The sequence below is a fragment of the Litchfieldia sinesaloumensis genome, from assembly GCF_900156865.1.
In the GTDB taxonomy this organism is placed as follows: Bacteria; Bacillota; Bacilli; order Bacillales; family Bacillaceae_L; genus Ferdinandcohnia; species Ferdinandcohnia sinesaloumensis.
Map to the genome: position 1 here is coordinate 1,170,892 of NZ_LT732529.1, position 22,052 is coordinate 1,192,943.

At 37.2% G+C, this 22,052-nt stretch carries 28 protein-coding genes and 2 riboswitches; of the genes, 7 read left to right on the plus strand and 21 right to left on the minus strand.

The window, feature by feature from the left end; genetic code table 11:
• Positions 1–10: 10 nt before the first annotated feature.
• The gene (shc, locus tag CZ490_RS05725) at positions 11–1,891 is read right to left on the minus strand and encodes a squalene--hopene cyclase (protein ID WP_077617997.1); all 1,881 of its coding nucleotides are present in this window, start codon (positions 1,889–1,891) and stop codon (positions 11–13) included.
• 76 nt (positions 1,892–1,967) lie between these two features.
• On the opposite strand from shc, the gene CZ490_RS05730 reads away from it, so the two are divergent.
• Both CZ490_RS05730 and CZ490_RS05735 read left to right on the plus strand, forming a co-directional pair.
• Positions 1,968–3,110: a DUF2515 domain-containing protein gene (locus tag CZ490_RS05730; RefSeq protein WP_234987173.1), complete on the plus strand. Its 1,143-nt coding sequence runs from the start codon at positions 1,968–1,970 to the stop codon at positions 3,108–3,110.
• A complete protein-coding gene (locus CZ490_RS05735; protein ID WP_077620952.1) occupies positions 3,079–3,495 on the plus strand; it encodes a CBO0543 family protein in 417 nt (138 codons plus the stop codon). The genes CZ490_RS05730 and CZ490_RS05735 overlap by 32 nt, the downstream gene beginning before the upstream one ends.
• 16 nt (positions 3,496–3,511) lie before the next feature.
• Here CZ490_RS05735 and CZ490_RS22285 read toward each other — a convergent pair whose 3' ends face one another.
• The 5 genes from CZ490_RS22285 to CZ490_RS05755 all read right to left on the minus strand — a co-directional run bounded on the left by CZ490_RS22285 (position 3,512) and on the right by CZ490_RS05755 (position 6,118).
• The gene (locus CZ490_RS22285) at positions 3,512–3,667 is read right to left on the minus strand and encodes a hypothetical protein (RefSeq protein ID WP_159439913.1); all 156 of its coding nucleotides are present in this window, start codon (positions 3,665–3,667) and stop codon (positions 3,512–3,514) included.
• A gap of 15 nt (positions 3,668–3,682) precedes the next feature.
• Complete coding sequence (locus CZ490_RS05740) at positions 3,683–4,129, minus strand: DUF5392 family protein (protein ID WP_077617998.1); 447 nt, start codon at positions 4,127–4,129, stop codon at positions 3,683–3,685.
• 252 nt (positions 4,130–4,381) lie between these two features.
• Entirely contained in the window at positions 4,382–4,963 is a 582-nt protein-coding gene (locus CZ490_RS05745) for a DUF421 domain-containing protein (protein WP_077617999.1), read from the minus strand.
• Between the two features lie 120 nt (positions 4,964–5,083).
• Positions 5,084–5,563, minus strand: a complete 480-nt coding sequence (gene ybaK, locus CZ490_RS05750) for a Cys-tRNA(Pro) deacylase (protein WP_077618000.1) — start codon at positions 5,561–5,563, stop codon at positions 5,084–5,086.
• Positions 5,564–5,608: 45 nt separating this feature from the next.
• Positions 5,609–6,118, minus strand: coding sequence for a YfiT family bacillithiol transferase (locus CZ490_RS05755; RefSeq protein WP_077618001.1), 510 nt, complete (start codon positions 6,116–6,118; stop codon positions 5,609–5,611).
• A gap of 128 nt (positions 6,119–6,246) precedes the next feature.
• Between CZ490_RS05755 and CZ490_RS05760 the strand changes: the two genes are divergently transcribed.
• On the plus strand, positions 6,247–7,494 hold the full coding sequence (locus CZ490_RS05760; protein WP_077618002.1) for a TolB family protein: 1,248 nt from the start codon (positions 6,247–6,249) through the stop codon (positions 7,492–7,494).
• Positions 7,495–7,518: 24 nt separating this feature from the next.
• Here CZ490_RS05760 and CZ490_RS05765 read toward each other — a convergent pair whose 3' ends face one another.
• The 5 genes from CZ490_RS05765 to CZ490_RS05785 all read right to left on the minus strand — a co-directional run bounded on the left by CZ490_RS05765 (position 7,519) and on the right by CZ490_RS05785 (position 11,231).
• Entirely contained in the window at positions 7,519–7,914 is a 396-nt protein-coding gene (locus CZ490_RS05765; RefSeq protein ID WP_077618003.1) for a secondary thiamine-phosphate synthase enzyme YjbQ, read from the minus strand.
• Between the two features lie 23 nt (positions 7,915–7,937).
• Positions 7,938–8,141 carry a zinc ribbon domain-containing protein gene (locus CZ490_RS05770; protein WP_077618004.1) on the minus strand — a complete coding sequence of 68 codons (204 nt, stop codon included), beginning with the start codon at positions 8,139–8,141 and terminating at the stop codon, positions 7,938–7,940.
• Between the two features lie 60 nt (positions 8,142–8,201).
• The gene (locus CZ490_RS05775; protein ID WP_077618005.1) at positions 8,202–9,098 is read right to left on the minus strand and encodes a TIGR01777 family oxidoreductase; all 897 of its coding nucleotides are present in this window, start codon (positions 9,096–9,098) and stop codon (positions 8,202–8,204) included.
• Between the two features lie 141 nt (positions 9,099–9,239).
• The gene (locus tag CZ490_RS05780) at positions 9,240–9,815 is read right to left on the minus strand and encodes an ECF transporter S component (protein WP_077618006.1); all 576 of its coding nucleotides are present in this window, start codon (positions 9,813–9,815) and stop codon (positions 9,240–9,242) included.
• Between the two features lie 165 nt (positions 9,816–9,980).
• Positions 9,981–10,111: riboswitch (FMN riboswitch) on the minus strand.
• 118 nt (positions 10,112–10,229) lie between these two features.
• On the minus strand, positions 10,230–11,231 hold the full coding sequence (locus CZ490_RS05785) for an LLM class flavin-dependent oxidoreductase (protein ID WP_077618007.1): 1,002 nt from the start codon (positions 11,229–11,231) through the stop codon (positions 10,230–10,232).
• 160 nt (positions 11,232–11,391) lie between these two features.
• Here CZ490_RS05785 and CZ490_RS05790 point away from each other — a divergent pair, with 160 nt between their 5' ends.
• On the plus strand, positions 11,392–12,807 hold the full coding sequence (locus CZ490_RS05790) for a Na+/H+ antiporter NhaC family protein (RefSeq protein WP_077618008.1): 1,416 nt from the start codon (positions 11,392–11,394) through the stop codon (positions 12,805–12,807).
• Positions 12,808–12,846: 39 nt separating this feature from the next.
• Here the strand turns inward: CZ490_RS05790 and thiW are convergent, their stop codons facing one another.
• From thiW to CZ490_RS05815, 6 genes are all read right to left on the minus strand, one after another.
• Positions 12,847–13,350 (minus strand): energy coupling factor transporter S component ThiW, encoded by a 504-nt coding sequence (thiW, locus tag CZ490_RS05795; RefSeq protein WP_077618009.1) that lies wholly within the window; start codon positions 13,348–13,350, stop codon positions 12,847–12,849.
• Positions 13,351–13,367: 17 nt separating this feature from the next.
• Positions 13,368–14,129, minus strand: a complete 762-nt coding sequence (locus tag CZ490_RS05800; RefSeq protein WP_077618010.1) for a 3-oxoacyl-ACP reductase — start codon at positions 14,127–14,129, stop codon at positions 13,368–13,370.
• Between the two features lie 88 nt (positions 14,130–14,217).
• Positions 14,218–14,324, minus strand: a riboswitch (TPP riboswitch).
• A gap of 86 nt (positions 14,325–14,410) precedes the next feature.
• On the minus strand, positions 14,411–15,073 hold the full coding sequence (locus CZ490_RS05805; RefSeq protein WP_077618011.1) for a DNA alkylation repair protein: 663 nt from the start codon (positions 15,071–15,073) through the stop codon (positions 14,411–14,413).
• A 112-nt stretch (positions 15,074–15,185) separates the two neighbouring features.
• Positions 15,186–15,317 carry a hypothetical protein gene (locus CZ490_RS22780; protein ID WP_268762023.1) on the minus strand — a complete coding sequence of 44 codons (132 nt, stop codon included), beginning with the start codon at positions 15,315–15,317 and terminating at the stop codon, positions 15,186–15,188.
• A 98-nt stretch (positions 15,318–15,415) separates the two neighbouring features.
• The gene (locus CZ490_RS05810; protein ID WP_077618012.1) at positions 15,416–15,868 is read right to left on the minus strand and encodes an SRPBCC family protein; all 453 of its coding nucleotides are present in this window, start codon (positions 15,866–15,868) and stop codon (positions 15,416–15,418) included.
• Positions 15,868–16,209, minus strand: coding sequence for a MerR family transcriptional regulator (locus CZ490_RS05815; RefSeq protein WP_077618013.1), 342 nt, complete (start codon positions 16,207–16,209; stop codon positions 15,868–15,870). The genes CZ490_RS05810 and CZ490_RS05815 overlap by 1 nt, the downstream gene beginning before the upstream one ends.
• Positions 16,210–16,406: 197 nt before the next feature.
• On the opposite strand from CZ490_RS05815, the gene CZ490_RS22785 reads away from it, so the two are divergent.
• On the plus strand, positions 16,407–16,541 hold the full coding sequence (locus CZ490_RS22785) for a hypothetical protein (RefSeq protein ID WP_268762024.1): 135 nt from the start codon (positions 16,407–16,409) through the stop codon (positions 16,539–16,541).
• A gap of 40 nt (positions 16,542–16,581) precedes the next feature.
• On the opposite strand, the gene CZ490_RS05820 is transcribed toward CZ490_RS22785, so the two are convergent.
• Positions 16,582–17,031 carry an RlpA-like double-psi beta-barrel domain-containing protein gene (locus CZ490_RS05820; RefSeq protein ID WP_077618014.1) on the minus strand — a complete coding sequence of 150 codons (450 nt, stop codon included), beginning with the start codon at positions 17,029–17,031 and terminating at the stop codon, positions 16,582–16,584.
• Positions 17,032–17,146: 115 nt separating this feature from the next.
• Complete coding sequence (locus CZ490_RS05825) at positions 17,147–17,608, minus strand: RrF2 family transcriptional regulator (RefSeq protein ID WP_077618015.1); 462 nt, start codon at positions 17,606–17,608, stop codon at positions 17,147–17,149.
• 173 nt (positions 17,609–17,781) lie between these two features.
• Here CZ490_RS05825 and hmpA point away from each other — a divergent pair, with 173 nt between their 5' ends.
• The gene (hmpA, locus tag CZ490_RS05830) at positions 17,782–19,002 is read left to right on the plus strand and encodes an NO-inducible flavohemoprotein (RefSeq protein WP_077618016.1); all 1,221 of its coding nucleotides are present in this window, start codon (positions 17,782–17,784) and stop codon (positions 19,000–19,002) included.
• A 44-nt stretch (positions 19,003–19,046) separates the two neighbouring features.
• On the opposite strand, the gene CZ490_RS05835 is transcribed toward hmpA, so the two are convergent.
• On the minus strand, positions 19,047–20,381 hold the full coding sequence (locus tag CZ490_RS05835; protein WP_077618017.1) for a uracil-xanthine permease family protein: 1,335 nt from the start codon (positions 20,379–20,381) through the stop codon (positions 19,047–19,049).
• 262 nt (positions 20,382–20,643) lie between these two features.
• Between CZ490_RS05835 and CZ490_RS05840 the strand changes: the two genes are divergently transcribed.
• A complete protein-coding gene (locus tag CZ490_RS05840) occupies positions 20,644–21,621 on the plus strand; it encodes an aromatic ring-hydroxylating oxygenase subunit alpha (RefSeq protein ID WP_077618018.1) in 978 nt (325 codons plus the stop codon).
• A gap of 86 nt (positions 21,622–21,707) precedes the next feature.
• On the opposite strand, the gene CZ490_RS05845 is transcribed toward CZ490_RS05840, so the two are convergent.
• Positions 21,708–21,974, minus strand: a complete 267-nt coding sequence (locus CZ490_RS05845; RefSeq protein WP_077618019.1) for a phospholipase A2 family protein — start codon at positions 21,972–21,974, stop codon at positions 21,708–21,710.
• Between the last annotated feature and the right edge of the window lie 78 nt (positions 21,975–22,052).

A 22,052-nucleotide genomic window follows, 5' to 3' on the forward strand; every position in this document is an offset into this window, starting at 1 on the left:
TTTAGCTCTTTTATTTAGTGAACTTCCTTTTGTAGTGTGCGAGTGCTACTAGCGGGAAAATATACCGATAACTGTGGTAATGAATGTAGAAGTCTCCTGCCATCCCTTGCCCCTTTGGATAGTCTGTTGTCCAGTCATCTCGATCTATGTTAGAAACGAGAAACCTAATTCCATGCTCTATCGCGTTTGTGGGTATTTCACTAGCTGCGATAAGGGCATCTAGTGCCCATGCGGTATGTGTTATAGTACTTGTTTTTAATGGTACGTATTGATCCTCACTGTCACTTTTATTTGATTCTCCCCAACCTCCATCTGGATTTTGAATAGATTCGAGCCAGTTGACAGCATTTTTTATGGATGAATGTGTTGACAACACCCCAACTGCCTTTAAGCCTGTAACAGCTCCCCACGTTCCATAGATATAACAAATACCCCAACGTCCATACCATGAACCATCGTCTTTTTGATTTTTAATAAGCCATTTTATTGCTGCTTTAACAGAATCATGTTTATTTGGAAGTTTCGTATAGTGACCTAGATATTCAAGCGTTCGCCCTGTTACATCTGCTGAGGATGGATCAGTTAAAATAAAATCTGCTTTTTCAATAGGTAAGTAGCTTAGTAGTTTACTATCCGTATTTTTTTCAAATGCTGGCCAACCGCCATCATCGTTTTGCATGGTAAGGAGCCAGTGTAATCCTCTATCCCAAGCTTGTCGATAGATGGGTTGTTGTTTCACCATTCGAGCAATCGCACGCAAGGAAGCAGTAGTGTCATCTACATCTGGATGTATCGTATTCACATCTGCAAAGCCCCACCCACCCGGAAGCCCCGTTGGGTTTTGGACCGCCCAATCCCCGTATTTGATGTGCTGGCGTCTCAATAAATAGTGATTTGCTTTTTTTATCATCGAGTCGGTTGTCGAAACTCCTGCTTCTTGTAATGCATAACTAAGTAAAGAAGTATTCCAAATAGCAGCAGTGGTGTACTGCATATGTGGTTGTCCGTCTATTTCTGTTTTCATTGCTCTCAATCCGTTAATGGCATTAATAATAAATGGATCCCTCTTAGAATAGCCCAAAGAGAGCAAAGCAAATATCATTAAGAATGTCGAACTAAAATAACCTAGAAAGGTTCCGTCAGGTTCAATCCGACGTAACATATATTGTTTGGCTTGTTCGGTTGCTAATTGGTGGAGATACGTTGGTAGCCCAATTAGGTTATTAACGCTCTGTTTAATTTCTGAATAGAATGACCTCCATTCATTCGAATTTCGAAAGTCAAATAAATCTTCCGCCCTTTTGATATTTAGATTAGATAAATTAGGCCTATTTTTTGGTTTTAGACTAAATTTCTTATCAGCCAGAATCATAATTGGTACGAGATTTGCCCTTCCAAATTCTGAAAAACTATAAAAATGAATGGGGAATGAGGTAGGCAATAAAATTAATTCCAGTGGCAGCGGGAAAAAGGTCGGCCACTTCTGTTGTCCTGTTAAGGCAAGCATAAATTTTGTGAACATATGAGCTTTCTTAATTCCACCATTATTAACGACAAATGTTCTCGCCCGTTTCATCTTGTAATCTGTTTCTTTCATATATCCGGAATACAGCAGCGCATAGTAAGCCTCTAAAGTTGCTGTAACATTCCCTTCTCCTTCATCATAATAAAGCTTCCATGCCCCATTCTCTTCCTGCTTGCTTAATATTCTATCGGATAATTGTCGAATCAGTTTTTCATCATTTATTTCAAGGGTTCTTAATAAGATAATCATATAACAATCAGTGGAAATCCCTGTTTCGAAGGGGTACTGCCATGATCCATTTGAAGATTGCCCTTTTCTAACGATATCAATGAGTTTGTGCATCCCGTCCTCAACCATATCTAACATATGTCACCTCCAAGTAAGGCCTTCTTCTATACATATTCAAAATAAAGCATGAGCATTCATTGAGGAGGTCTTCTCGGTGTGCAAACTTTTAAAAAAGAAAATCGTACCACTTCCTGAATCTCTTTTACAAATCAAAAGAGATCTTAAGAAAAGACAGAGAAGGCAGAAAGTAATGTCGCCCCTCTCTCCCGAAGAGAGGTTACTCATTCAACACATTAATTGGATGACACAAAAGCTTAACAAAAACAATCTTACAAGGACAAAAGCTTATCTAGATTTCTACCAAGCTCACCCCGAAATTCATTGGGCATTACTCGGGCATATGGTATCGCGCAATGGTGGTTGGAATATGACAGATTTAAAAGGTGGGCAGCTTTCACGTTTATTAACAGAGCAAGAAGCTGAATTCTATTTTTCATTCTTAGAACGGGGGAATTGGCTGATTTTTCAAGATGCCTTTCCTCAATTTTTACTCTATGAAGCAAGTAAACAATATCGCAAGAATTTATTTTATCTACTTCCGTATTTTCATGTGTCCATCTTCATGGAGACCATCTGGAATTACTTTTGGGAAAAGCGGGATACATATATACTTACAGTTGGACAAATTATCAATGAACAGAAGTATCTTGAATTACGTATTCTTTCAAATCCGACCTATAAAAAGGAGGTTTTGAATACATTACAATTCAAGCTTCAGGATTTATTTGACTTAAATCATATTCTATTTCCATTTGAAGATAAGGGAAAAGTTCATTTTATTGGTCAAACCCTCCATCACTTTAAACAAGTGCAGGAGAGGATATTGTTAGGTAAACGGTTGTATTTCATTTTATTCAGTGACATAACGAGGTTGAATTCAGTGGAAGCTTGGGCAATGAGGGTCCCGCATTCTGGATCTAGAAAGGATTACTGGCCGCATATATTTAATAATGTAGATGAAGGACTGCCAGGCACTTTACTAAAATCCCGTGTAAAATCATGTGAACTTACGAAAGGATCACCTCGAATATATAGCCCCAGATTAGATATGGCCTGGAAAAACAGAAAACATAGGCCTCCTGAAACAGAGGATTGGTTCAAGGATTGGCAAGTAATTCGTTACCTTGTAGATGATATAGAAAATGTGGATGGTGAGATTCTTCATGAATATTGTAAAACTCTTGAAAAATTCGAGCTCGCAGCAATTGCAAAAAAAGCCATTTCAATTCTGGACTAATCCAGGTGTAATAGTTACGGTACTTGTAGCTACTCTTATTGGCACATATCTTGACTTATATTTTGTTGGAAAAGGCCTATACTCGTTTCCAGCACGTCCGTTTTCTGATAGTTTTACCATTCATGTTGGGTTTACATTAATAGGTTTGCCACTTATGGTTATTGTATTTCTGTTGATCTGCCAAAAGTTAAACGTTATCGGGAAGTGTTTTGCTGTAATAGTACTTGCGGCGATTATGTCAGTATTCGAAAAACTATCAGAACTTTTTGGGTTGTTTGTTCATGACCCATCATGGATGCATGTTTATTCATTTTTTGGCTATGCAATTTACTTATCTTTGATATTAATAGTTTATGAACTTACAAAAAAACCTGACTCTTGTTAAGTCAGGTTTCCTTTATTTATGATCCTAATACAAGCTTGCTTCGTTTTTTACTTAGCGTTGCATTGACTCCTTGGCTTTGTAATTGCCTAAGAATTTGGTGAATTGTTTTTTTGGGACGTGCTTTTTGGGGACCTAACTCTTTTGGCTTTGCTTCGTAAATTGGTTGCTTCATGATAAGAAAACTCCTTTAGGAATAAAGATTTCGTTGTTCTTTCTGTTTTTCCTCATTTAGAAATTCTATGAAAAAATGCAAAGCAAGTTTTGGTTGGCTTTTAAGACGTGTTATATAATCTTGCTGTCGCCCTTCCGTTACTACGTCACTCTTCGTAATTCGGTCGATGATATAAGTTGAAGAAATGCTCTCTATTTCCTTTTTCTTAAATCTAGCTTCTTTAGCTAAAGCAAAACCGATTGCACCAACAATTGAATAGATCACAAGTGAAGGAATCGACTCACTTGTAAATGGCATGAAAAATAGTAAAAAACCTAAGTTAAAAAGAGAAATCGTGATTAATGGAAAAGACCAAAATAGATACTTAGAGGTTTTCACCATAATCGGTCCTATTGTTTTATGTAGTTGTTCAAGTTCCTTTGTGATAAATAATGGTAAATTCTTTGTTGTAAAAATATTCATATTGAACTCCCTTCCTAATTTAGTGGATGAGAAAAGGCCTATATCTTTTGTGATATAGGCCGAAAAAAACAAAAGAGACCTATACCGTTTGCTGGTAAGGTCTTGCTAACAACGTAATAGTTGCCAACAAAGCCGAGAGAATCCTTCTCTGTATTGACGACTTTGCTGTAAAAGCTACTCCCCTTAAGGAAAAAACATCGTAAATAAAATTGTATGTATATTATATCACAAAGAAAAGTTACTCACAAGCGGTTAATGCAGTTGACTAGGATTATTCTGTTCATTTTTATTTTTTATTTCAGTAAATATGTTATGTTGATCTTTAGTAGTATTCTGTTCAGAGCCCTCTTGAATAAGCCCCATCAGCCTTTTGAATTCACCCACTGTCAGTGGTTTTGCATCATCTTTTAACTCATAGCCAATTTGTCCATTGGGCTCTAATGTCACATATTTTACATTATTTATGTTTGTAATTCCGTTTTGACGAAGTCGCATTTCTAATTGATCGACAGTAAATCTAAGTTTTTTCATATTCTTTAAATTAAGGTCACCGTTATCAATAATAATTTTTGATTTGCCGGTAATGAATTTTTCAATAAAATTAAACTTTACCTGCAGGTACTCCATTAAAATGAGTGCTCCAACGAAAATAGCTGCGACTGCTATTGTCCTCCATACCCCATCGGTTATAATCGGCTGGATTATGACAGATCCAATTGAAATCATGACAACAGTCTGTGCTAATGTCATTTGAGAGATTGACTTTCTACCGGCAACTCTTAATAATAAAATGCCAGCTAATACCATTAATATGGAGTTCCAAACAAATTCCATAAAAAACATCCTTTCTATTGCTAATTGGGTTAGATATAAAAAGCAAGTGGTCCTTCTTATATATCTTTGCCCATACATTGAAAGGATGATTACAATATTAGCTGAAAAGGCGATAGTCGATTAATCTTTAACGATGTCAAAAATCTTGCCATCAGTCGCATTTTGTAGATCATCTACCTTTAGTTCTACCTGCATACCAATCTTTCCAGCACTTACAATGATCGTTTCAAAATTAGTGGCTTGTTTCTCGATAAATGTTGGATATGCTTTTTTCATACCTATTGGAGAGCATCCGCCTCTTATGTAACCAGTGTGTTTTTGAATATCTTTTACAGGAATCATTTCGACTTTCTTAACTTCAGCAACTTTTGCGGCCTTTTTAAGATCAAGCTCTTCTTCCACTGGTATGACAAACACAAAGATATTCTTATTGTTACCTTGGGCCACGAGTGTTTTGTAGACTTTCTTTGGATCTTTTCCGACCTTGTTTGCAACAGACACCCCGTCAATTTGCCCGTCATTGCTTTCGTACGTGTAGGTCTCATATGATATTTTTTTAGAATCTAAAATCCTTAGTGCATTTGTCTTGCCATTAGCCATCGGAATCCTCCCTATTTACCTGAGATGCTTTTTACCAATTTCGCTTTATTTTTTTTCTAGAGAAGTGATATGTGCTAAATGGTGATTGCCATGCCATGCACAAAACCCTAGAAATACACCTAATTTCATTTCTCCACCCTCTGGATGTACAAAGGTTAATTCAAAATCCTGCAATGAAAAGTTTTGTAAGAGTGTAACCCATCGTTTGTGAACGCCATCAATTATGGCTAGTGAGGCATCTACAGGTAGTGTCGAATCTGTTAGTTCAGCCCACTTCGATTCATCATATGGTTTAATTAATGGATTGTCTTCTGTTAATGCTAATTTAAAACGAATATATGAATTCATCGAGGCGTCTGCAATATGGTGAACAACTTGTCGAAGTGTCCATCCACCATTACGGTAAGGCGTGTCCAGTTGCTCATTTGTTAAACCTACGACAACATCTCTTACTAAAGATGGTAAAGCCTCAATCTCTTTTCTCCATTTAGTCACTACTTCCTCTGTCACTTCTCCCTCAAAATGAAATTCTCCAATCGGATAACGTTCATCCATCCTATTCTCCTCCTAAAATAAATCAGTGTTACTTTCATTTTAACAAAAGTTAGAAGAATTTTCTGTATACATATTCCAGTTATATTTGATAGACATTAACGATATAAACGACAATTGGAGGTTTTAGGGTGTATCGATCAATCATAATAACGCTTATTTTATGCCTGCTATGTCCACCACTTACCTATTTTGCAGAAAAACAAGAAACTGTTAAAGCAAGCTTCTTACGGGCAGGAGACCTTTGGTTACTTCAAGGTGATAAAGAAATCCAAATTACAAACTCAAAAAATGTATACGAAAAGCCTTTATGGTCCCATGATGGGAAATGGCTTGTATACCAGCTCTCAACTCCATCAGAGTTTACTCAGAATGAAAACCAATCAGAGGTCTGGGTTTATCATATTGAAACTCAAGAGAAGAAAAAGCTCTTCTATGATGGACATGCACCAACCTGGTCACCTACAAAAAATGTCGTCTCTTTTAACTCGAATGGCATCCTCAATATTTCTGATTTTACCAAGTTCTATAATATCGCTACTGGAGTCGATGGCTATACCTGGCTTCCTGATGGAAGTGGATTTCTCCTCTCCACTCCTGGAGTTTTGCGGCCGGATGGTTGGTCAAGTGCTACCATTTATACGAAAAAAGTGAATGAAAACTACAGTGATATCGTCTTGTTTGGTGGTGTTGAAGAGTTCTTCCAGCTTCCCCGTGAAATCGGCACAACAAAGGACAATCAATTAATAGCCGTTTATGCGGATGAATTTGAATATTCACCTAGTGAAAAGTGGATCTCATTCATTGTTTCTCCAACCGCTTCCTGGTCGATGGATAGTAATATGCTTTGTGTAATTGATCGCGATGGAAAAAACTTTGAGGTTTTGGATGAGGTTATTTTTGGTGTTGGAAAACCAAAATGGGCACCAAGTACAGATACACTTGCGTTTATTGCAGGTGGTGGGAGAATTGTTTTCGGCTTTAAAAACAAAGATATAAAGGTACGTGAAATGCCAGCTTCAGGCAGCTATACCCCAGCAAACTATGCAGATTTAGATTTCGATTGGTTGTCAAACGAGGAGATTGTTGCTTCACGAGTTCATGAGCAAGAATGGAATAATGATTTTGCTCAGCATCCACGCCCGTTTTTGGTTTTAATAAATCTAAAAGACAATAAACAAACAAAAATAACAAGTCCGCCAGAAGGCTCTGGGGATTATAGTCCGCAATTTGTTCCTACCATCAATAAATTAGTATGGATTAGGGGGAAATCATTACTTGAGCGTACAGGTTCCCTTTGGAAGTCAAATTTGGATGGGTCTAAAGCTGAGAAATGGATTGAAAATGTCGATGAAATTGTTTTTTACAATGAAAAATAGGCGAATAATAATCGGTATTCGCCTCTAGATTATTTTTACATAAAAACTGCGTGTTCGAGGACCATCAAATTCACAGAAATAGATTCCCTGCCACGTACCTAATAATAACCTGCCATCTGTGATGATAATATGTTGTGAAGAACCCACCGTACTAGCTTTCATATGTGCAGCCGTATTACCCTCTATATGAAGGTCTAGTTCGTGATGCCATGGATATACCTCATCAAATCGACGTAGCATATCACGTTTTACATCAGGATCTGCATTTTCGTTAATGGTAATCCCTGCTGTTGTATGGGGGCAGTACACAATTACGGCTCCGCCACTTGTTCCACTTTCATCAATAACTCGCTGTACTTTATCGGTTACATCAATCATTTGATCACGATTACTTGTGTGTATCGTAAATTGTTTCAACATGAAAGCTCTTCTCCTTTTTGCAATTATCCAAAGAATAGGTCAAGAATGTTTGATGCAGTTGAAGAATTTTTATTATAAAATTCAGAGTACCCACAGTTCTTACAGAATACAACGGTAAAACGATTATTTTGAATATCCAACATTTTCGTTAGCCCAGATCCTGTCATCGAAACATCCTTAGTCCCAGCATTTGTACTTCCGCACTTCACACAGCCCTTATCTTTCATTTACATTCCCTCCAATTTTGTAAGTAATATTATTGTTTACGGATTTATAAGAAAATAGTTTCAAAAGTTTTTATTTGTAATTTGGGAAAGTGCCTGATCAATCGTAGGATACGTAAAAACAAAGCCCTCATTTACAAGGCGTTCTGGTAGTACCCATCTACTTTTCAAGATTAATTCCGTTTCTGTCCTTATAAAAATAGCACCAAGTTTAAGTAACCATGATGGTGCAGGTAAATCTAATTTACGATTATACGCTTTTCGAAGACTAGCCATTAGTTCGCGATTCGTTAGTGGATTTGGTGTGGAACAGTTAAAAATCCCTGATAAATGCGGATGTTTATGAATGTACATCACAATATCGAACAAATCCTCGATATGGATCCAGCTAAACATCTGAGTTCCTGGTCCTTGAATTCCACCAAGTCCAAAACGGACAAGGTTTTGGTATGGAATCATCACACCACCATCAGCTCCGAGTACAATTGAAATCCGCAGTGCTACTTGTCTCACTTCTGGAAATTGAAATGAGAAAAAGGTTTCCTCCCACTTCTTCGCGACATCTACGGAAAAGCCGGTACCGATCTCCCCTGTTTCCTCGGTCATCGGTCTATCTTCGGCATGTCGATAGATGGTAGCAGTACTTGAGTTAATCCACAACTTGGGTGGGTGCTGACATTCTTTGATTGCATCACCAAGTAGAGTAGTGGTCTCTATTCGAGAGTGTAAAATTTCATGCTTGTTCTTTTCATTATATCTACAATTCACAGATTTTCCCGCAAGATTTATAAGCATCTCTGTACCTTCAAGTGCTTGAATAATACCCTCTGTATCTTCCCAAGTGATACTAGGTGCATTTCTCGAAATAACGATAACTTCATAACCTAATTCAGAAAACCGTTTCTTAAAATATGTACCAACAAAACCTGTCCCTCCCGCAAGGACGATCTTCTTTTTCATCGTTCCATCCCCTTCGATAATTCTATTATCAGTTTACCATTTTGTGGATGGATTTGTGATGTTTCTTTGGGGTTAATGTATAATATAATGCCAATTAACCAAAACAGGCACCCACTACTGGGTGCCTGTCATTATAGATATTTATATCGAAGAAGCTTGTTTATTAATCCACGGATGTAAACGAGCGTACAGTAACATGAAGATGGTTGCGACAATCAATCCTTTTAATAAGTTAAATGGAAGGATTGCGTAAACTACCATTTTGAGTGTTTCCGGTGATGACATCGCTGGGATGTTTAAGAAAAAGTTGAATGCCGGTAAGAAAACATAATAGTTAAGAACACTCATGATAATTGCCATCATAGCTGTGCCGCCAATTAGTCCGATGGTTAAGCCTAATTTCGTTTTTAATAGTTTAAAGATATAGTAGGTTGTTAGAACGAAAATAATCCCTGCTAAAAAGTTTGAGATATGTCCAATTGGAATTGGTGTCTCGCTGCCTGTTAATGCAAAGTCAATTAGGTTTTTAAACAACTCCACTAAGATTCCGGCTATCGGTCCAAAAATAAGTGCTGCAAGTAATGCTGGAACATCGCTAAAATCGACATTCAAAAAGCTTGGGAATGTTGGCAAGGGAAAGTTGAAAAACATTAGGATGTACGAAATCGTACTCAACATTGCAATTGCAACAAACTGACGTAAAGGTATTTTCTTCATTTTCTTTTCTCTCCTCTTTTGCGATCTACTTCAAAAGAAGAAAGTTCAGCTTTCTTAAGGCATACCCAAATAAAAACCCCCAAGAATTAGCTTCTTGAGGGAGTTAATGTCAAAGGCATGCTTAATAAACGTCCAAGCAATATAAATTTTTTGAACGCGCAGAACCTCCATCTTCTCCCATCCAGACTATACTGTCGGCTTTGGAATCGCACCAAATCCTGCCTTGCGGCTCGCGGGCTTAGAGAAATAATCTCATCACCGCCGGTCGGGATTTTCACCCGGCCCCGAAGATAGATCAATATTTAGTTTCACTTTATTTTATCAAGTTTAAGGGATATTGTGAAGTAATTTGTTTTAAATCGTCTAATCATCAAACAATACCCCTACTAACCAATGAAAATGGGCAGCAAATACTTATTTTCCATCGACTACTTCTTTTAGGATTTCGTATGAACGTTTTTGCTTTTCTTGATTATAAATATACGAAACGGCCATGAGTTCATCGACATTGTATTTTTCCTGGAAGCTCGTTAATTGACTACGAATGGAATCCTTACTTCCTAATAATGTAACACTCGACATGGAGTTTGCCATTTCCTTTTCAGCTTGTCTCCAAAGTTCGTCCATATTATCAACTGGTGGCTGTAAAGGATTTTGCGACCCACGAACAACGTTTAGGAAAAACTGCTGCATGGTTGTAATTTCCCTTTGTGCCTCTTCGTCTGTTTCAGTCGCGATGACATTCAAGCAAACCATCATGTATGGTGAGCTTAAATATTCGGATGGCTCAAAACGATTTCTGTAAATCGAAATCGCTTCTTCCATGTATCTTGGCGCGAAATGCGAGGCGAAAACATAAGGAAGTCCAAGTTTTGCTGCTAAGTATGCAGAATCTGTTGAAGAACCAAGGATGTAGATTGGTATGTTCGTACCGACTCCTGGATATGCCTTTACATAGCCCTGGCTTTCCAGTGGCCCAAAATATGTGAGTAAAGCATCTACATCATTTGGAAATGTATACACAGAGTCATTTTTTGAACGTCGTAAGGCACTAGCTGTCATCATGTCAGTCCCTGGTGCCCGGCCAAGCCCTAAATCAAGACGATCTGGATAGATGGTAGCCATTGTTCCAAACTGTTCTGCAACAACAAGTGGTGAATGGTTCGGCAACATAATACCACCGGAGCCTACTCTAATTTTTTCAGTGTGCTCCAAGGTGTGTTTAATTAAAATGGATGTGGCTGAACTAACTAGCGTTGGTGAATTATGGTGTTCAGCAATCCAATAACGTGTGTATCCCATTTTTTCAGTTGCTTGGGCTAAGTCAACCATAGCATCTATTGCGTCTTTCCCATTCTGTCCCATGCGGATTGGAGCAAGATTTAGAACGGAAACAGGTATATTTATATTTGTCATATTTATTTTCCTTTCTTTTCAAGTATCACAATACTATCTTATCAATTGAATGAAAAGAAACAAACTTTCTTGCTTGAGTCATTTATCATGTATCAAATACTCCCCTACCGAATTGGTCATACTATCCAAATGAACTATTTTTATATTGGAGGATTTTAGTTTGGAACATTCATGGCTATCGCTTATCCCATTTATTATTGTGATTGGGATGGCGGTTTGGTTAAAGGATATTTTACCCGGACTTGTTTTAGGATTAGTAGTTGGTTCAATTCTAGTTACTTCCGATTTATTAGGCGGAATTCAGCAATCAATTACATACATTGTGACAACCTTATCAGATCCAACGAATATAAAAATCGTAAGTTTCCTATATGTTTTTGGTGGTTTAGTTGGGATGATGAATATAGCCGGGGGAATTAAAGGATTTACGGAATGGATAGAAAAGAAAATTAAAAGCGAACGAGGATTACTTGGATTAATTTGGCTTACCCTGCCGTTTACTTTTATGATGCCGATGTTTCGGATTATGATGATTGGCCCCATCATTAAACAACTCATTAAAAAAATGAACCTTTCAAAGCAAAAGGTTGGCATGACACTTGATATTTCGACGGAGTCGGTTATTGTTCTATTACCCGTAGCAACTGCTTTCGTAGGGTTCATGGTATCACTAGTTGAAGGCGGTATTAGGGGGCTTGATTTAGGAATGTCTGCCTACCAAGTGTTTTTATTAAGTATCTTATTTAATTTTTATGCAATTGTAATGTTGTTAATTGGTATCATTCAGACATTTTGGCCTTCAAAAAAAGGGGCCAAACCTGTAACGAATCATGAAAAAGAAGATCATGAACATGAATATCATCGAATTGGCATTAAGAAAGAGCTTTCCCTTGTAAAAGCACAGCCTTGGCATTTAATTGTCCCAGTGTTTTTACTTTTAGGTTTATCTCTTTATCTATTATGGGAAAATGGTCGTTCTCTGGGGGCTCGAACGGTATTTGAGGCGTTTTCAATGGCAGATGCTACTTTTGTTATGCTGTTGGCTGTATTTATAACGCTTATTTTTACATTTGTTTTTTATGTAATTCGAAAGCAGAAGTTGCATGAAATTATGTATCATTTTTACGATGGTGGAAATCAAATGATGCAAGCGGTTAGCCTTCTTATTCTTATATGGGCACTTACTTTATCCGCTGAAGAGCTTGGGTTTTCCGCATTTATTAGTTCAACTCTTGGCTCATTTCTACCGGGCTTTTTAACACCTGCGACGATCTTCTTGATTGGTTCTGTTGTTGGGTACTTCATCGGGTCTTCGTGGGGAACCTGGGGGTTATTTATGCCACTTGGAATCGCATTGGCCTTGTCAACCGGTGCCTCTATCCCACTTACAGTCGGCGCTGTATTTGCAAGCGGCGCATTCGGTGCGTTAACATCTCCACTGGGCGATACCACAATTACAACAGCTTCTATTTTGGATTTAGAGCTTGTGGAGTATGCCCAATATAAATTAAAACTTTCAGCAGTTGGTGGTGTCATCGCAATTGCCCTCTACGTCGTCGGAGGTTTACTCATTTAAGAAGAGACTAAACAGTTCTTGTTTAGTCTCTTTAACATACTAAAAGTTACGCTGTTGGAATGTTTTAAAGGCTGAGCTTTTTAAAACGAAACCAACAATGATAAATCCGAACATGGATCCAGCAATGGAGCTGAAAATAAAGGAAGGTACGAATCCGAATAAAGCCACATCTTGACCAAGAATAAGCGTAGCAATCGGATAACAGGCCACTGCGCCCAAAATTCCTGTTCCGATAATTTCACCTGTCATTGCCATCGAAGCTTTCTTTGTTTTTGAATACAAATATGCAGCTAAAAATGCTCCAATCATACTTCCTGGAAAGGCAAATAATGAGCCAGTTCCAATCATGTTTCGAAGAAGTGACACTGAAAAGGCTTGTAAAACGGCATATGCTGGCCCTAAGATTACGGCTGATAATACATTAATGAAATGCTGCATTGGAAAAACCCTAGTAAACCCCAGTGGAATCGAAAATAGATGGCTCGTAATTGTACCTATGGCTACGAACATTGCTGTCATTGTTAATTTTAGTGTTTTATTCATGATGAATTCTCCTCTATTTAGTCCATTACCAAACCGCCATCAACAACAAGGTTCTGACCGGTCACTCCACTACTCCAAGGTGAAGCAAAGAAAAGAACAGCATTGGCTACGTCCTCTGGAGTCGTTACTTTTTGTAGTGGTGTAGAATCTTTTATCAATTGAAATACCTCTTCAGATGTCGCTGAGCTTGCATCAGTTGTTTGAAGTAAGCCACCTGAAATCATGTTCACGTTTATACCATATGCCCCGAGGTCTTTAGCTATGTTTCGAGTGAATCCTAATAGTGCTGCTTTACTTGTGTTGTAATCATGATAAGCTACGACTGGATTTTGAACGAGATTTGTACCAATCATGATCATACGGCCAAATCCAATTTCCTTCATATCCGGAATAGCTGTTTGTGTTGTATGTAATGCACCTTTTATTGCACCTTCAAGCTGATTGTGATAATCCTCCCACGAGATGTCTTCAGCGTTTTTACGTGCGACCGGGTCAAACCGGAAGTTGATTAATGCATTATTAACAACGGTAGTGATTGGTTGATCAAAATGCTTCTTAGCCTCAACGAATAAGTTCTGTATTTGTCCCTTATCCCTTATATCTGCTTGAATTGCTATTGCTTTTTCACCAATCTCTTCTTTAAGTGAAAGTGCTTTTTCTTCACTTTGAAAGTAATTGATGACAACTCTTGCTCCTTCATTAGCAAATGCTTTTACAATTTCTTTTCCTAAACCGCGTGCACCACCTGTTACAAGTACAACCTGATTTTCTAGCTTCATTCTAATAGCCTCCTAAAATAGTAATTGGAACAACGCAAAAAAGCCAAGTCCACAAAATGGACCTGGCTTAGGTATCAAGAAAAAATGGAAGGTTTCCACTCTACTTTCCTCCGCCGGTATTAGCCGGATCAGGTCCAAAGGGTTAAAAAACGTCCGTTTTTCTCTCAGCCCAATTGGGCACCCCTAGTAGTTTGCGAATATTCTATTTATAAGCATAGTCTGTTCTTATCTAATTGTAAAGAAATTTAATTAGTAGACTTCTCATATGTAGTGTCCTAGCCTCAAATATATTTACTACCCTCTCTTATACTGAGCTTTGGTAATGGTGTTTCATTAATAAAATCCCTGACTGAACTAGGGTTGGTCTTTGAGTATTCTCGTAAAGCCCAGCCGATTGCCTTTTGGATAAAAAACTCCTTACTTTCGGCATTAGCGATTATGTATTTATAGAGGATTGCCTCTTTGGTTTCTTCTTTATATTTTAATTGAAAAAGGATTGAAGAACGCTTTAACCATAAGTTGTCACTCTTTGCCCATTTTTCAATACTCTCTTCAATAACACTTGGTGTTTCTTTTGCAATTTTCCCAACGAGGTGGGGTGCAAGTACGTCCACTGTATCCCACCATGATTTTGTAGTGATGAGATTTTCAATGAATGGTAGGTGGTCTTTACTGATTTTTTTAATCGATTTTACCAAATAGTCCTGTGCTGCATATTGGTATTCTCGCTCATCCATCTCCCACAATTGAGTGACAAATTCAAGGTTTATTCCTTGTTTTAAAATCCCTGTTTCTTTATAAAAACTACTTGTTAGTTGTCTTCTTAAAGGTGTTTTGATTCCAAGGAATGCAAATTTATTTTTCATATATTTTTGCATAGGAACTGCATTCTCTTGATTCCTATTTTCTTCAAATAACGCTACGATATGGTTTAATTCCTTCATGTCCTGCTCCCTATAAAAATCATTTCCTTTATTGTACCTATTTTCGTTACAAAATAAAAATACTATCTTTCCTATGTAAGATTACTACGAAAAGATAGTATTTTTGATTGATTTATTGATGTTTAATTGGAGTTACAACTGCAAAAAGGTTTTCTGTTGGGTTATTAAGGTTAACCTCAATGATTTTGTATCCTTCATAGTCCTTGTAGTCATTTGTAACTGGTGTTTTAATCTCGTTGCTCATTCTCTCGTACTTCCCTTCTACCTAATTAATTTCTCACACAATAAGTAGTATATGAGGAGGTTTTGAAAATGTGCTAACTTGTTAGAAATTTTTTTGTTTTACATTTTTAAGGCCTCGTTAGAAACGCGGTCCATAAATTCCTTTACTACGTCATGATTTGCATTTTTACTGCTTAATTTTAGCATTGCTCTTCCGACAAAGTTTACCCCTTTATTCTGCCCCTCATAGATGAGCTTGGTGTGGGAATCATCTACTTTCAAAAGTGTATAAGTCGTTGTGATTTGGAATGCTTTCCCTAGTACAAAACTTGTTTCTTTCACCTTTTTATTTTCGGTATTCACATAATTTTTCGTTTCAACAATATAGGTTTCTACTCGTTTTCCTTCTCGATAGGTTTGCTGATGCTTAGCCCCAACCTCTTCTTCCGTTTTTTCTATTAAGGTATGTTCCTCGACTTTCGGCATAATTCTTTTTATATTTTTATCAGAAAATAGTTCCCATACTTTTTCGATATTGGCCTCAATTATCGTTTCGTTCTTCCATTCAATCATTATTTTTCCTCCTTACCAGATGCGAGAAATTCATCTATCTCCTCAATTTGAAGACGAAGTTCTGCAATTTGGTTCTCAATTTTAGTTCTTTTCTGGATCATTAATTGTTCTAGATTGCCAAAAGATTCATCATTCATGATAGATTTCATTTCTTGGATTGAAAAGCCAAGGTTTCTAAGTTTAACAAGCAGCACTGCAAGAAAAAAACTACCGTCATCATAGTATCGGTATTTGTTTTTAGGATTAATATAGGCAGGCTCCAGGAGTTTAACGTCCTCATAGTATCTTAACGTTTCCTTGCTTAGCCCTGTCATTTCAGCAAATTCACTAATCTTGTACATTCTCATCCTCCGATAATATCTTAAAGTATGGGGTACACCACAGAGTCAATACATATGAAGAATTTAATTATAGGGTTGTCCAATGTTTTGTAAGAGTTAAATCTAGATGGATTTTTTTGTTAATAATCATGTGTAAAATAACGCCTATATAGCCATATTATTAGAAACATAATCAATAAGAAAGGACGTGTTAGCGTATGGAAAAGCAAGAACATCTGAAAAACCAGGTTCTTTATATTACAAATCCCGCTTACGATGTATTACATTCAGAAAAACTAGTAGATACAAGCGACCAACAAAATCAAGAGGAACAGTCGGAAACAGACCAATAAAAAAAGGAGGACAATTTGAGCATTGTTCTCCTTTGGTCTTTTAATCGATTGGTGTAATTTCTACATTTAACACGCCAACGCTAGGTGCTGCCCCTAAGGCTTCAAAAGCTTTACGATGAAGATTGATGCGATTAGCTGGAAATTTCTTTACTTCGTCGACTACAGTTACAATAATGTCTTGGTTCGGTACAAATGAAACATTTCGAATTCGTAATCGTTGCCCACATTTAAATGGGCTATTCTCTCCAACAGCCACAGTCATGTTATTATCGTAGGACCATCCAATCTCACACTTCGTTGGCGTTCCGCCCCAAGTCCAAGTGGCTTTTCCTAGGATTGTATCTGGATTTCGATTCCAATTCCAATCCCATTCGTAATATGGCCCAGTGTACTGTGGCGCATATTGTTGGAAATAATAATCATAATTCATATTCCGTGGTTCTAAGTATCCGTGACAGTAAGGGCAATAAAAACCAGACGTATGTCTCATAATCTCACTTCTTCTCCTTTGAAACCAATATTTTCTAATTACATCGTCTATTTAAATGTATGTTAAACGACTAGTATTGGTTCCTATAGGTTATTTACATGAAGTTGAGAGTTTTTTATTTGCCCTGTTCTAGTTCCTGTTCCTGCATACGAAATAAATCAATCAAGTCTGATTTATTCGTAACAAGATCTTCGAGTGTATAGCCATTTAATACATTGATGAACGCCTTTAAAGCTTCATTTAGGGCGTGTTTTAGTTTGCATGATGGTGAAATTGAGCAATAGCCCCCACCTTCCTTAAAACATTCAACGATATTGAAATCGTCTTCCGTATTCGAAACTACTTCCCCGATATTAATATCTTTTGGTTGCTTAGCAAGTTTAAAGCCTCCATTACGACCACGAATCGTTTTGATATATTCCAATTTCCCTAGGTGATGAATAATCTTCATCAAATGATTTTTTGAAATATGATAAGCATCTGCAATTTCTTGAATCGTTGTTAATTCATCTTCCTTTTTTAGGGCTAGGTACATTAATACTCGTAGAGCATAATCTGTGTAATTTGTTAATTTCATACGTATAAAACTCCTCGCATTATGAGTTCAAACTAAGTATAGCATGGAAGTCTTTGTTTTTTCGTAAATGTGACAACTTTTCAAAAGATGTATTATAAAGGTATCTTTTATTTGCACTGTTATTATATTATAAACATGTATTTAAACTATTTGTTTTAGAAAGGACGTTATAAATGCTAAGTCAAAAAACAATTGATATCGTGAAAAGTACAGTCCCAGTTCTAGAAAAATACGGAAAAGACATTACATCTCATTTCTACAAGCGTATGTTTACGAATAACCCAGAATTATTAAATATTTTTAACCACGCTAACCAAAGACAAGGTCGACAACAAACTGCTTTAGCTAATGCGGTTTACGCTGCAGCAGCTAATATCGACAATCTAGGAGCGATTATTCCTGTTGTTAAACAAATTGGTCAAAAACACCGTGCACTTGGTATTCAGCCAGAGCATTATCCAATCGTTGGTGAGAATCTTTTAGGTGCCATTAAAGAAGTTTTAGGCGATGCGGCTACAGACGATATTATTAATGCATGGGCGGAAAGCTATGGTGTCATTGCTGACGCATTTATCGGTGTCGAAAAAGAAATGTATAAGGAAGCAAAAGAACAGCCTGGTGGCTGGGAAGGCTTCAGAAACTTTGTTGTTGAACGAAAAGTAAAAGAAAGTGATGTCATTACATCCTTCTACTTAAAACCAGAGGATGGTAAAGAAATTGCGTCTTATCGAGCTGGTCAATACTTAACAGTTAAAGTTCAGCCTGAAGGTGATGAATATACACATATCCGCCACTATAGTCTTTCAGATGCACCTGGAAAAGATTATTATCGCATCAGTGTAAAACGTGAAGAACATGGTGTTGTCTCAAATTACTTACATCAAGAAATTAGCGAAGGTGATGTGATTACAGTTAGTGCGCCTGCTGGTGACTTTGTGCTAGAAGAAAAAGCAACACCTGCTATTTTAATTAGCGGAGGTGTTGGTTTAACTCCTATGGTGAGTATGTTAAACACGATTGTTGAGCAACAGCCTGAGCGTGAAGTTATGTTTATCCACGGTGCTCTTAACAGTGAGGTGCATGCGTTAAAGGATGAGGTAGCAGCTCTTGCGGCGAAACATGAGAATGTGAAGAATTTCGTTGCGTACTCTGCCCCAACTGACAAGGACCGACAAGAAATGAATTTTGACAGAGAAGGATTTATTGACCTTGATTGGTTAAAATCAACGATCAATACAAAAGATGCAGACTTCTACTTCTGTGGCCCAGTACCATTTATGAAAATGATGTATCGCTCATTAAAAGAATGGGGAATTGTATCCGAGAATATCCACTTTGAGTTCTTTGGACCAGCCGATGAATTAGAAGAGCCAACTGAAGTAGTAACTGCATAAGATTAATAGAGCCATCTAGTTAAATACTAGATGGCTTTTCTTTGTTAGGATAAGGAAGCTGGTTTTGAATTATTTTTAACTTCTGGAATAATCAAGTTTAGTACCAATACTGCGATTGCCCCGACAGCAGTACCAGAAGAAAGAATGTAGTTTGCGAAATCAGGGACACTGTAAAGTATCTCTTTAGGTAAAACAATTGTTCCAACAGTTAATAGGATGGGAACGCCGACAACAATCATGTTGCGGTCATCAATCGTTATACGTTGAATAACTTTAAGACCATTCATTACGATTGCCACACAGACAACACCAAAAATACCTTGGATTACAGGTTGAGGAATACAAGTAATAATTGCGGAGAGCTTTGGAATCAAGCCTAAAACAATCAAGATAATCCCCGCTGCAATTATAGCCATACGACTTGCAACCCCAGTAATTGCAAGAATACCAGCATTAGAAGAATAACCAGTCACCGGTGTTCCGCCAACTAAAGATCCTACAAAACAGCCAATCCCCTCGCCTACTGACCCACGATTTAGACGTTTATCATCCAACTCTTCACCTGTAACTGTCGATACAACAAACCAAGTTCCTGTTGTTTCAATTAGTATAATCATATAAATAAATACCATTGTTAAGATTGCTTGAAGATCAAAAACAGGTTTTCCAAATGGGAAGAAGCTTGGTAATGAAATCCACTTTGCATCCTTAACAACTGAAAAATCTACGGTTCCAAAAAATGATGCTGTAATTGTACCAATTACAATCGCTAGAATAACAGATACTAAACGGAAAAATGTGCCATATCCATTTTTCTTACGACCAAGTAGCATAAATACCAATAAAACTCCTGCAGAGATAGCAGCGACAATTACATTATGACCAACGTTTCCTGGTGACGTGTAAATACTGTTGAAGGCACTTGGCATTAATGAAATTCCAACTATTACAATTACTGTTCCACCAACTAATGGAGGGATTATTTTCCTGACAGTTTTTGCAAATATTTTTAGCGGATATCCTAAAATCGCAATTAACAGCGCACCAGGTATTAAACTACCGAAGACAGCCCCTAGACCTAGTTTACCGCCGATGGCTGCAAGGGCACCGATTGGTACATACGATGGACCTTGAACAACAGGTAATTTTAACCCCCCGATTGTTTGCAGGAGTGTAGCAATACCAGCTGCTAGGAAGCACATTTGAATAAAGTAAGTTGTGTCCATAGTGTTTAATGCGAGTAGTCCCGCAATAATAATGGGTGCAATATAAAGATCCATTGCAAGTACATGTTGAAATCCTAAGAGAAGAGATTTACCAATACTAATTTTGTCATTAACTCCGATGGATAAGTTCGGATTTTGTGAATTTTGTTCCACTTTTATTCCCCCAATATTATGAAATAAGTAATGAATAAATGGATGTTTCTTCAGAGTGTGAACTCCTGATAATTAACATTGGTTAAAATACACTACTATCGTGTTCTTTAATATATTTGAATTATAAAGAAGGTTTTTAAAAATGTAAACAAAAAATACGAATATTTTACATTGATTACTTTTTATTGTTCGGTTTTTGTTGACTAACTAGCTTGATATAATTAAAATGTAAGGAGGAATAATGAATTAAGGAGGATTGGTCATGTTAGTTGAGGACCAGGTTTTGAGAAATCAATGGGTTGTTGCAGCTAGAGCTGAAGATATTAAAGATGACCCACAACAAGTAATCGTATTAGGTGAAAGAATCGTTTTATTTAGAACTGAAGAAGGTATTCATGCTTTTAAAGATCTTTGTATTCACCGAGGTGCTGCCCTTTCACAAGGTTGTGTAAAAGACGGACAATTGGTTTGTCCTTATCATGGGTGGGAATATGATTCAGAAGGTACATGTACCAAAATTCCTCAATTGCCTGAAGGAAGAAAAATCCCTTTAAAAGCGAAGGCAATTAAATTTTCATGTAGAGAAGAATATGGTTATGTGTGGGTTAATCTAAATAACAATAATCCTGAGATGTTTACATATCAGCCATTTATTGATAAAAGCTATCACAATGTTTTATGGGGACAAACTGAGGTTAATGCAAATCCCCCAAGAATTGTTGAGAATTTTCTAGATGTTGGCCACCTTGCATTTGTCCATGAGGGATTCTTAGGAGTTCAAGAAAAACCGGTGATTAGTGATTATCAAGTTCATCAAGTTGAAGAGCGTATTTATTCAGATGAGATCGCAATCTTCCAACCCGACCCTGATGGTACTGGAGTATCAAAGGATGTATATTATACGTACGAAGTCTTCAACCCGCTGGTTGTTCAATTTACAAAGAGAGATCCTGATTCTGATAATAAGATGACAATAGTCCTTATGATACAACCTATCACAGAAGGAAAATCCATTGCTCATGGAATCATCTCCTTTAACTATGAAACTGGTACAACTGATGAAGAAACGATTCAGTTCCAAGACATGATTTTTGCACAGGACAAGCCAATTGTTGAAAATCAAAAGCCTGAAGATCTGCCATTAGATTTACAAGTTGAGCTTTCATTAAAATCAGACCGTATGAGTATTGCATATCGTCAATACTTGAAAAAATTAGGTGTTACATTAGGAACTGCTTAATAAACATAGATTCAGGAAGCCTGTAGCCGCAACATACACAAAGAGTGCCAATCAAATCCAATCTAACAGATTTGACTGGCACTCTTTTATAGTCGAAAAATATTCCTAAGTCTCATTACATTATAAAAAAGTGCTGCATCTCTTCCCTCTTTTGAGTACCGATTCCTTTGTTGCCGTAAACACTCCATGAAAGCTAAATCACACTCTCGTGATGGGCCAAAACGTTGATAGCATAAATCATGCCTCATACAACATGAATCAACACGATTTGTTGGTGGACCAGTACCTCCACATCCTGGTCCACACCACCTATAGCCAGGCATGCAAAATCCCAATCCTCTTCTCCCGCTCATCTACTCCCTCCTTTTTACCGAACTATACTACTAAAATATGTTTTTATTCCTTGAAAGGAAGGGCAATTGTCTTATTAC

Bases quoted from the DNA above. Each gene is read 5' to 3' on its own strand.
- shc (WP_077617997.1), bottom strand. From the start codon at position 1,891: ATGTTAGATATGGTTGAGGACGGGATGCACAAACTCATTGATATCGTT.
- CZ490_RS22285 (WP_159439913.1), bottom strand. From the start codon at position 3,667: ATGAAGCAACCAATTTACGAAGCAAAGCCAAAAGAGTTAGGTCCCCAA.
- CZ490_RS05740 (WP_077617998.1), bottom strand. From the start codon at position 4,129: ATGAATATTTTTACAACAAAGAATTTACCATTATTTATCACAAAGGAA.
- CZ490_RS05745 (WP_077617999.1), bottom strand. From the start codon at position 4,963: ATGGAATTTGTTTGGAACTCCATATTAATGGTATTAGCTGGCATTTTA.
- ybaK (WP_077618000.1), bottom strand. From the start codon at position 5,563: ATGGCTAATGGCAAGACAAATGCACTAAGGATTTTAGATTCTAAAAAA.
- CZ490_RS05755 (WP_077618001.1), bottom strand. From the start codon at position 6,118: ATGGATGAACGTTATCCGATTGGAGAATTTCATTTTGAGGGAGAAGTG.
- CZ490_RS05765 (WP_077618003.1), bottom strand. From the start codon at position 7,914: ATGTTGAAACAATTTACGATACACACAAGTAATCGTGATCAAATGATT.
- CZ490_RS05770 (WP_077618004.1), bottom strand. From the start codon at position 8,141: ATGAAAGATAAGGGCTGTGTGAAGTGCGGAAGTACAAATGCTGGGACT.
- CZ490_RS05775 (WP_077618005.1), bottom strand. From the start codon at position 9,098: ATGAAAAAGAAGATCGTCCTTGCGGGAGGGACAGGTTTTGTTGGTACA.
- CZ490_RS05780 (WP_077618006.1), bottom strand. From the start codon at position 9,815: ATGAAGAAAATACCTTTACGTCAGTTTGTTGCAATTGCAATGTTGAGT.
- CZ490_RS05785 (WP_077618007.1), bottom strand. From the start codon at position 11,231: ATGACAAATATAAATATACCTGTTTCCGTTCTAAATCTTGCTCCAATC.
- thiW (WP_077618009.1), bottom strand. From the start codon at position 13,350: ATGAATAAAACACTAAAATTAACAATGACAGCAATGTTCGTAGCCATA.
- CZ490_RS05800 (WP_077618010.1), bottom strand. From the start codon at position 14,129: ATGAAGCTAGAAAATCAGGTTGTACTTGTAACAGGTGGTGCACGCGGT.
- CZ490_RS05805 (WP_077618011.1), bottom strand. From the start codon at position 15,073: ATGAAGGAATTAAACCATATCGTAGCGTTATTTGAAGAAAATAGGAAT.
- CZ490_RS22780 (WP_268762023.1), bottom strand. From the start codon at position 15,317: ATGAGCAACGAGATTAAAACACCAGTTACAAATGACTACAAGGACTAT.
- CZ490_RS05810 (WP_077618012.1), bottom strand. From the start codon at position 15,868: ATGATTGAATGGAAGAACGAAACGATAATTGAGGCCAATATCGAAAAA.
- CZ490_RS05815 (WP_077618013.1), bottom strand. From the start codon at position 16,209: ATGTACAAGATTAGTGAATTTGCTGAAATGACAGGGCTAAGCAAGGAA.
- CZ490_RS22785 (WP_268762024.1), top strand. From the start codon at position 16,407: ATGGAAAAGCAAGAACATCTGAAAAACCAGGTTCTTTATATTACAAAT.
- CZ490_RS05820 (WP_077618014.1), bottom strand. From the start codon at position 17,031: ATGAGACATACGTCTGGTTTTTATTGCCCTTACTGTCACGGATACTTA.
- CZ490_RS05825 (WP_077618015.1), bottom strand. From the start codon at position 17,608: ATGAAATTAACAAATTACACAGATTATGCTCTACGAGTATTAATGTAC.
- hmpA (WP_077618016.1), top strand. From the start codon at position 17,782: ATGCTAAGTCAAAAAACAATTGATATCGTGAAAAGTACAGTCCCAGTT.
- CZ490_RS05840 (WP_077618018.1), top strand. From the start codon at position 20,644: ATGTTAGTTGAGGACCAGGTTTTGAGAAATCAATGGGTTGTTGCAGCT.
- CZ490_RS05845 (WP_077618019.1), bottom strand. From the start codon at position 21,974: ATGAGCGGGAGAAGAGGATTGGGATTTTGCATGCCTGGCTATAGGTGG.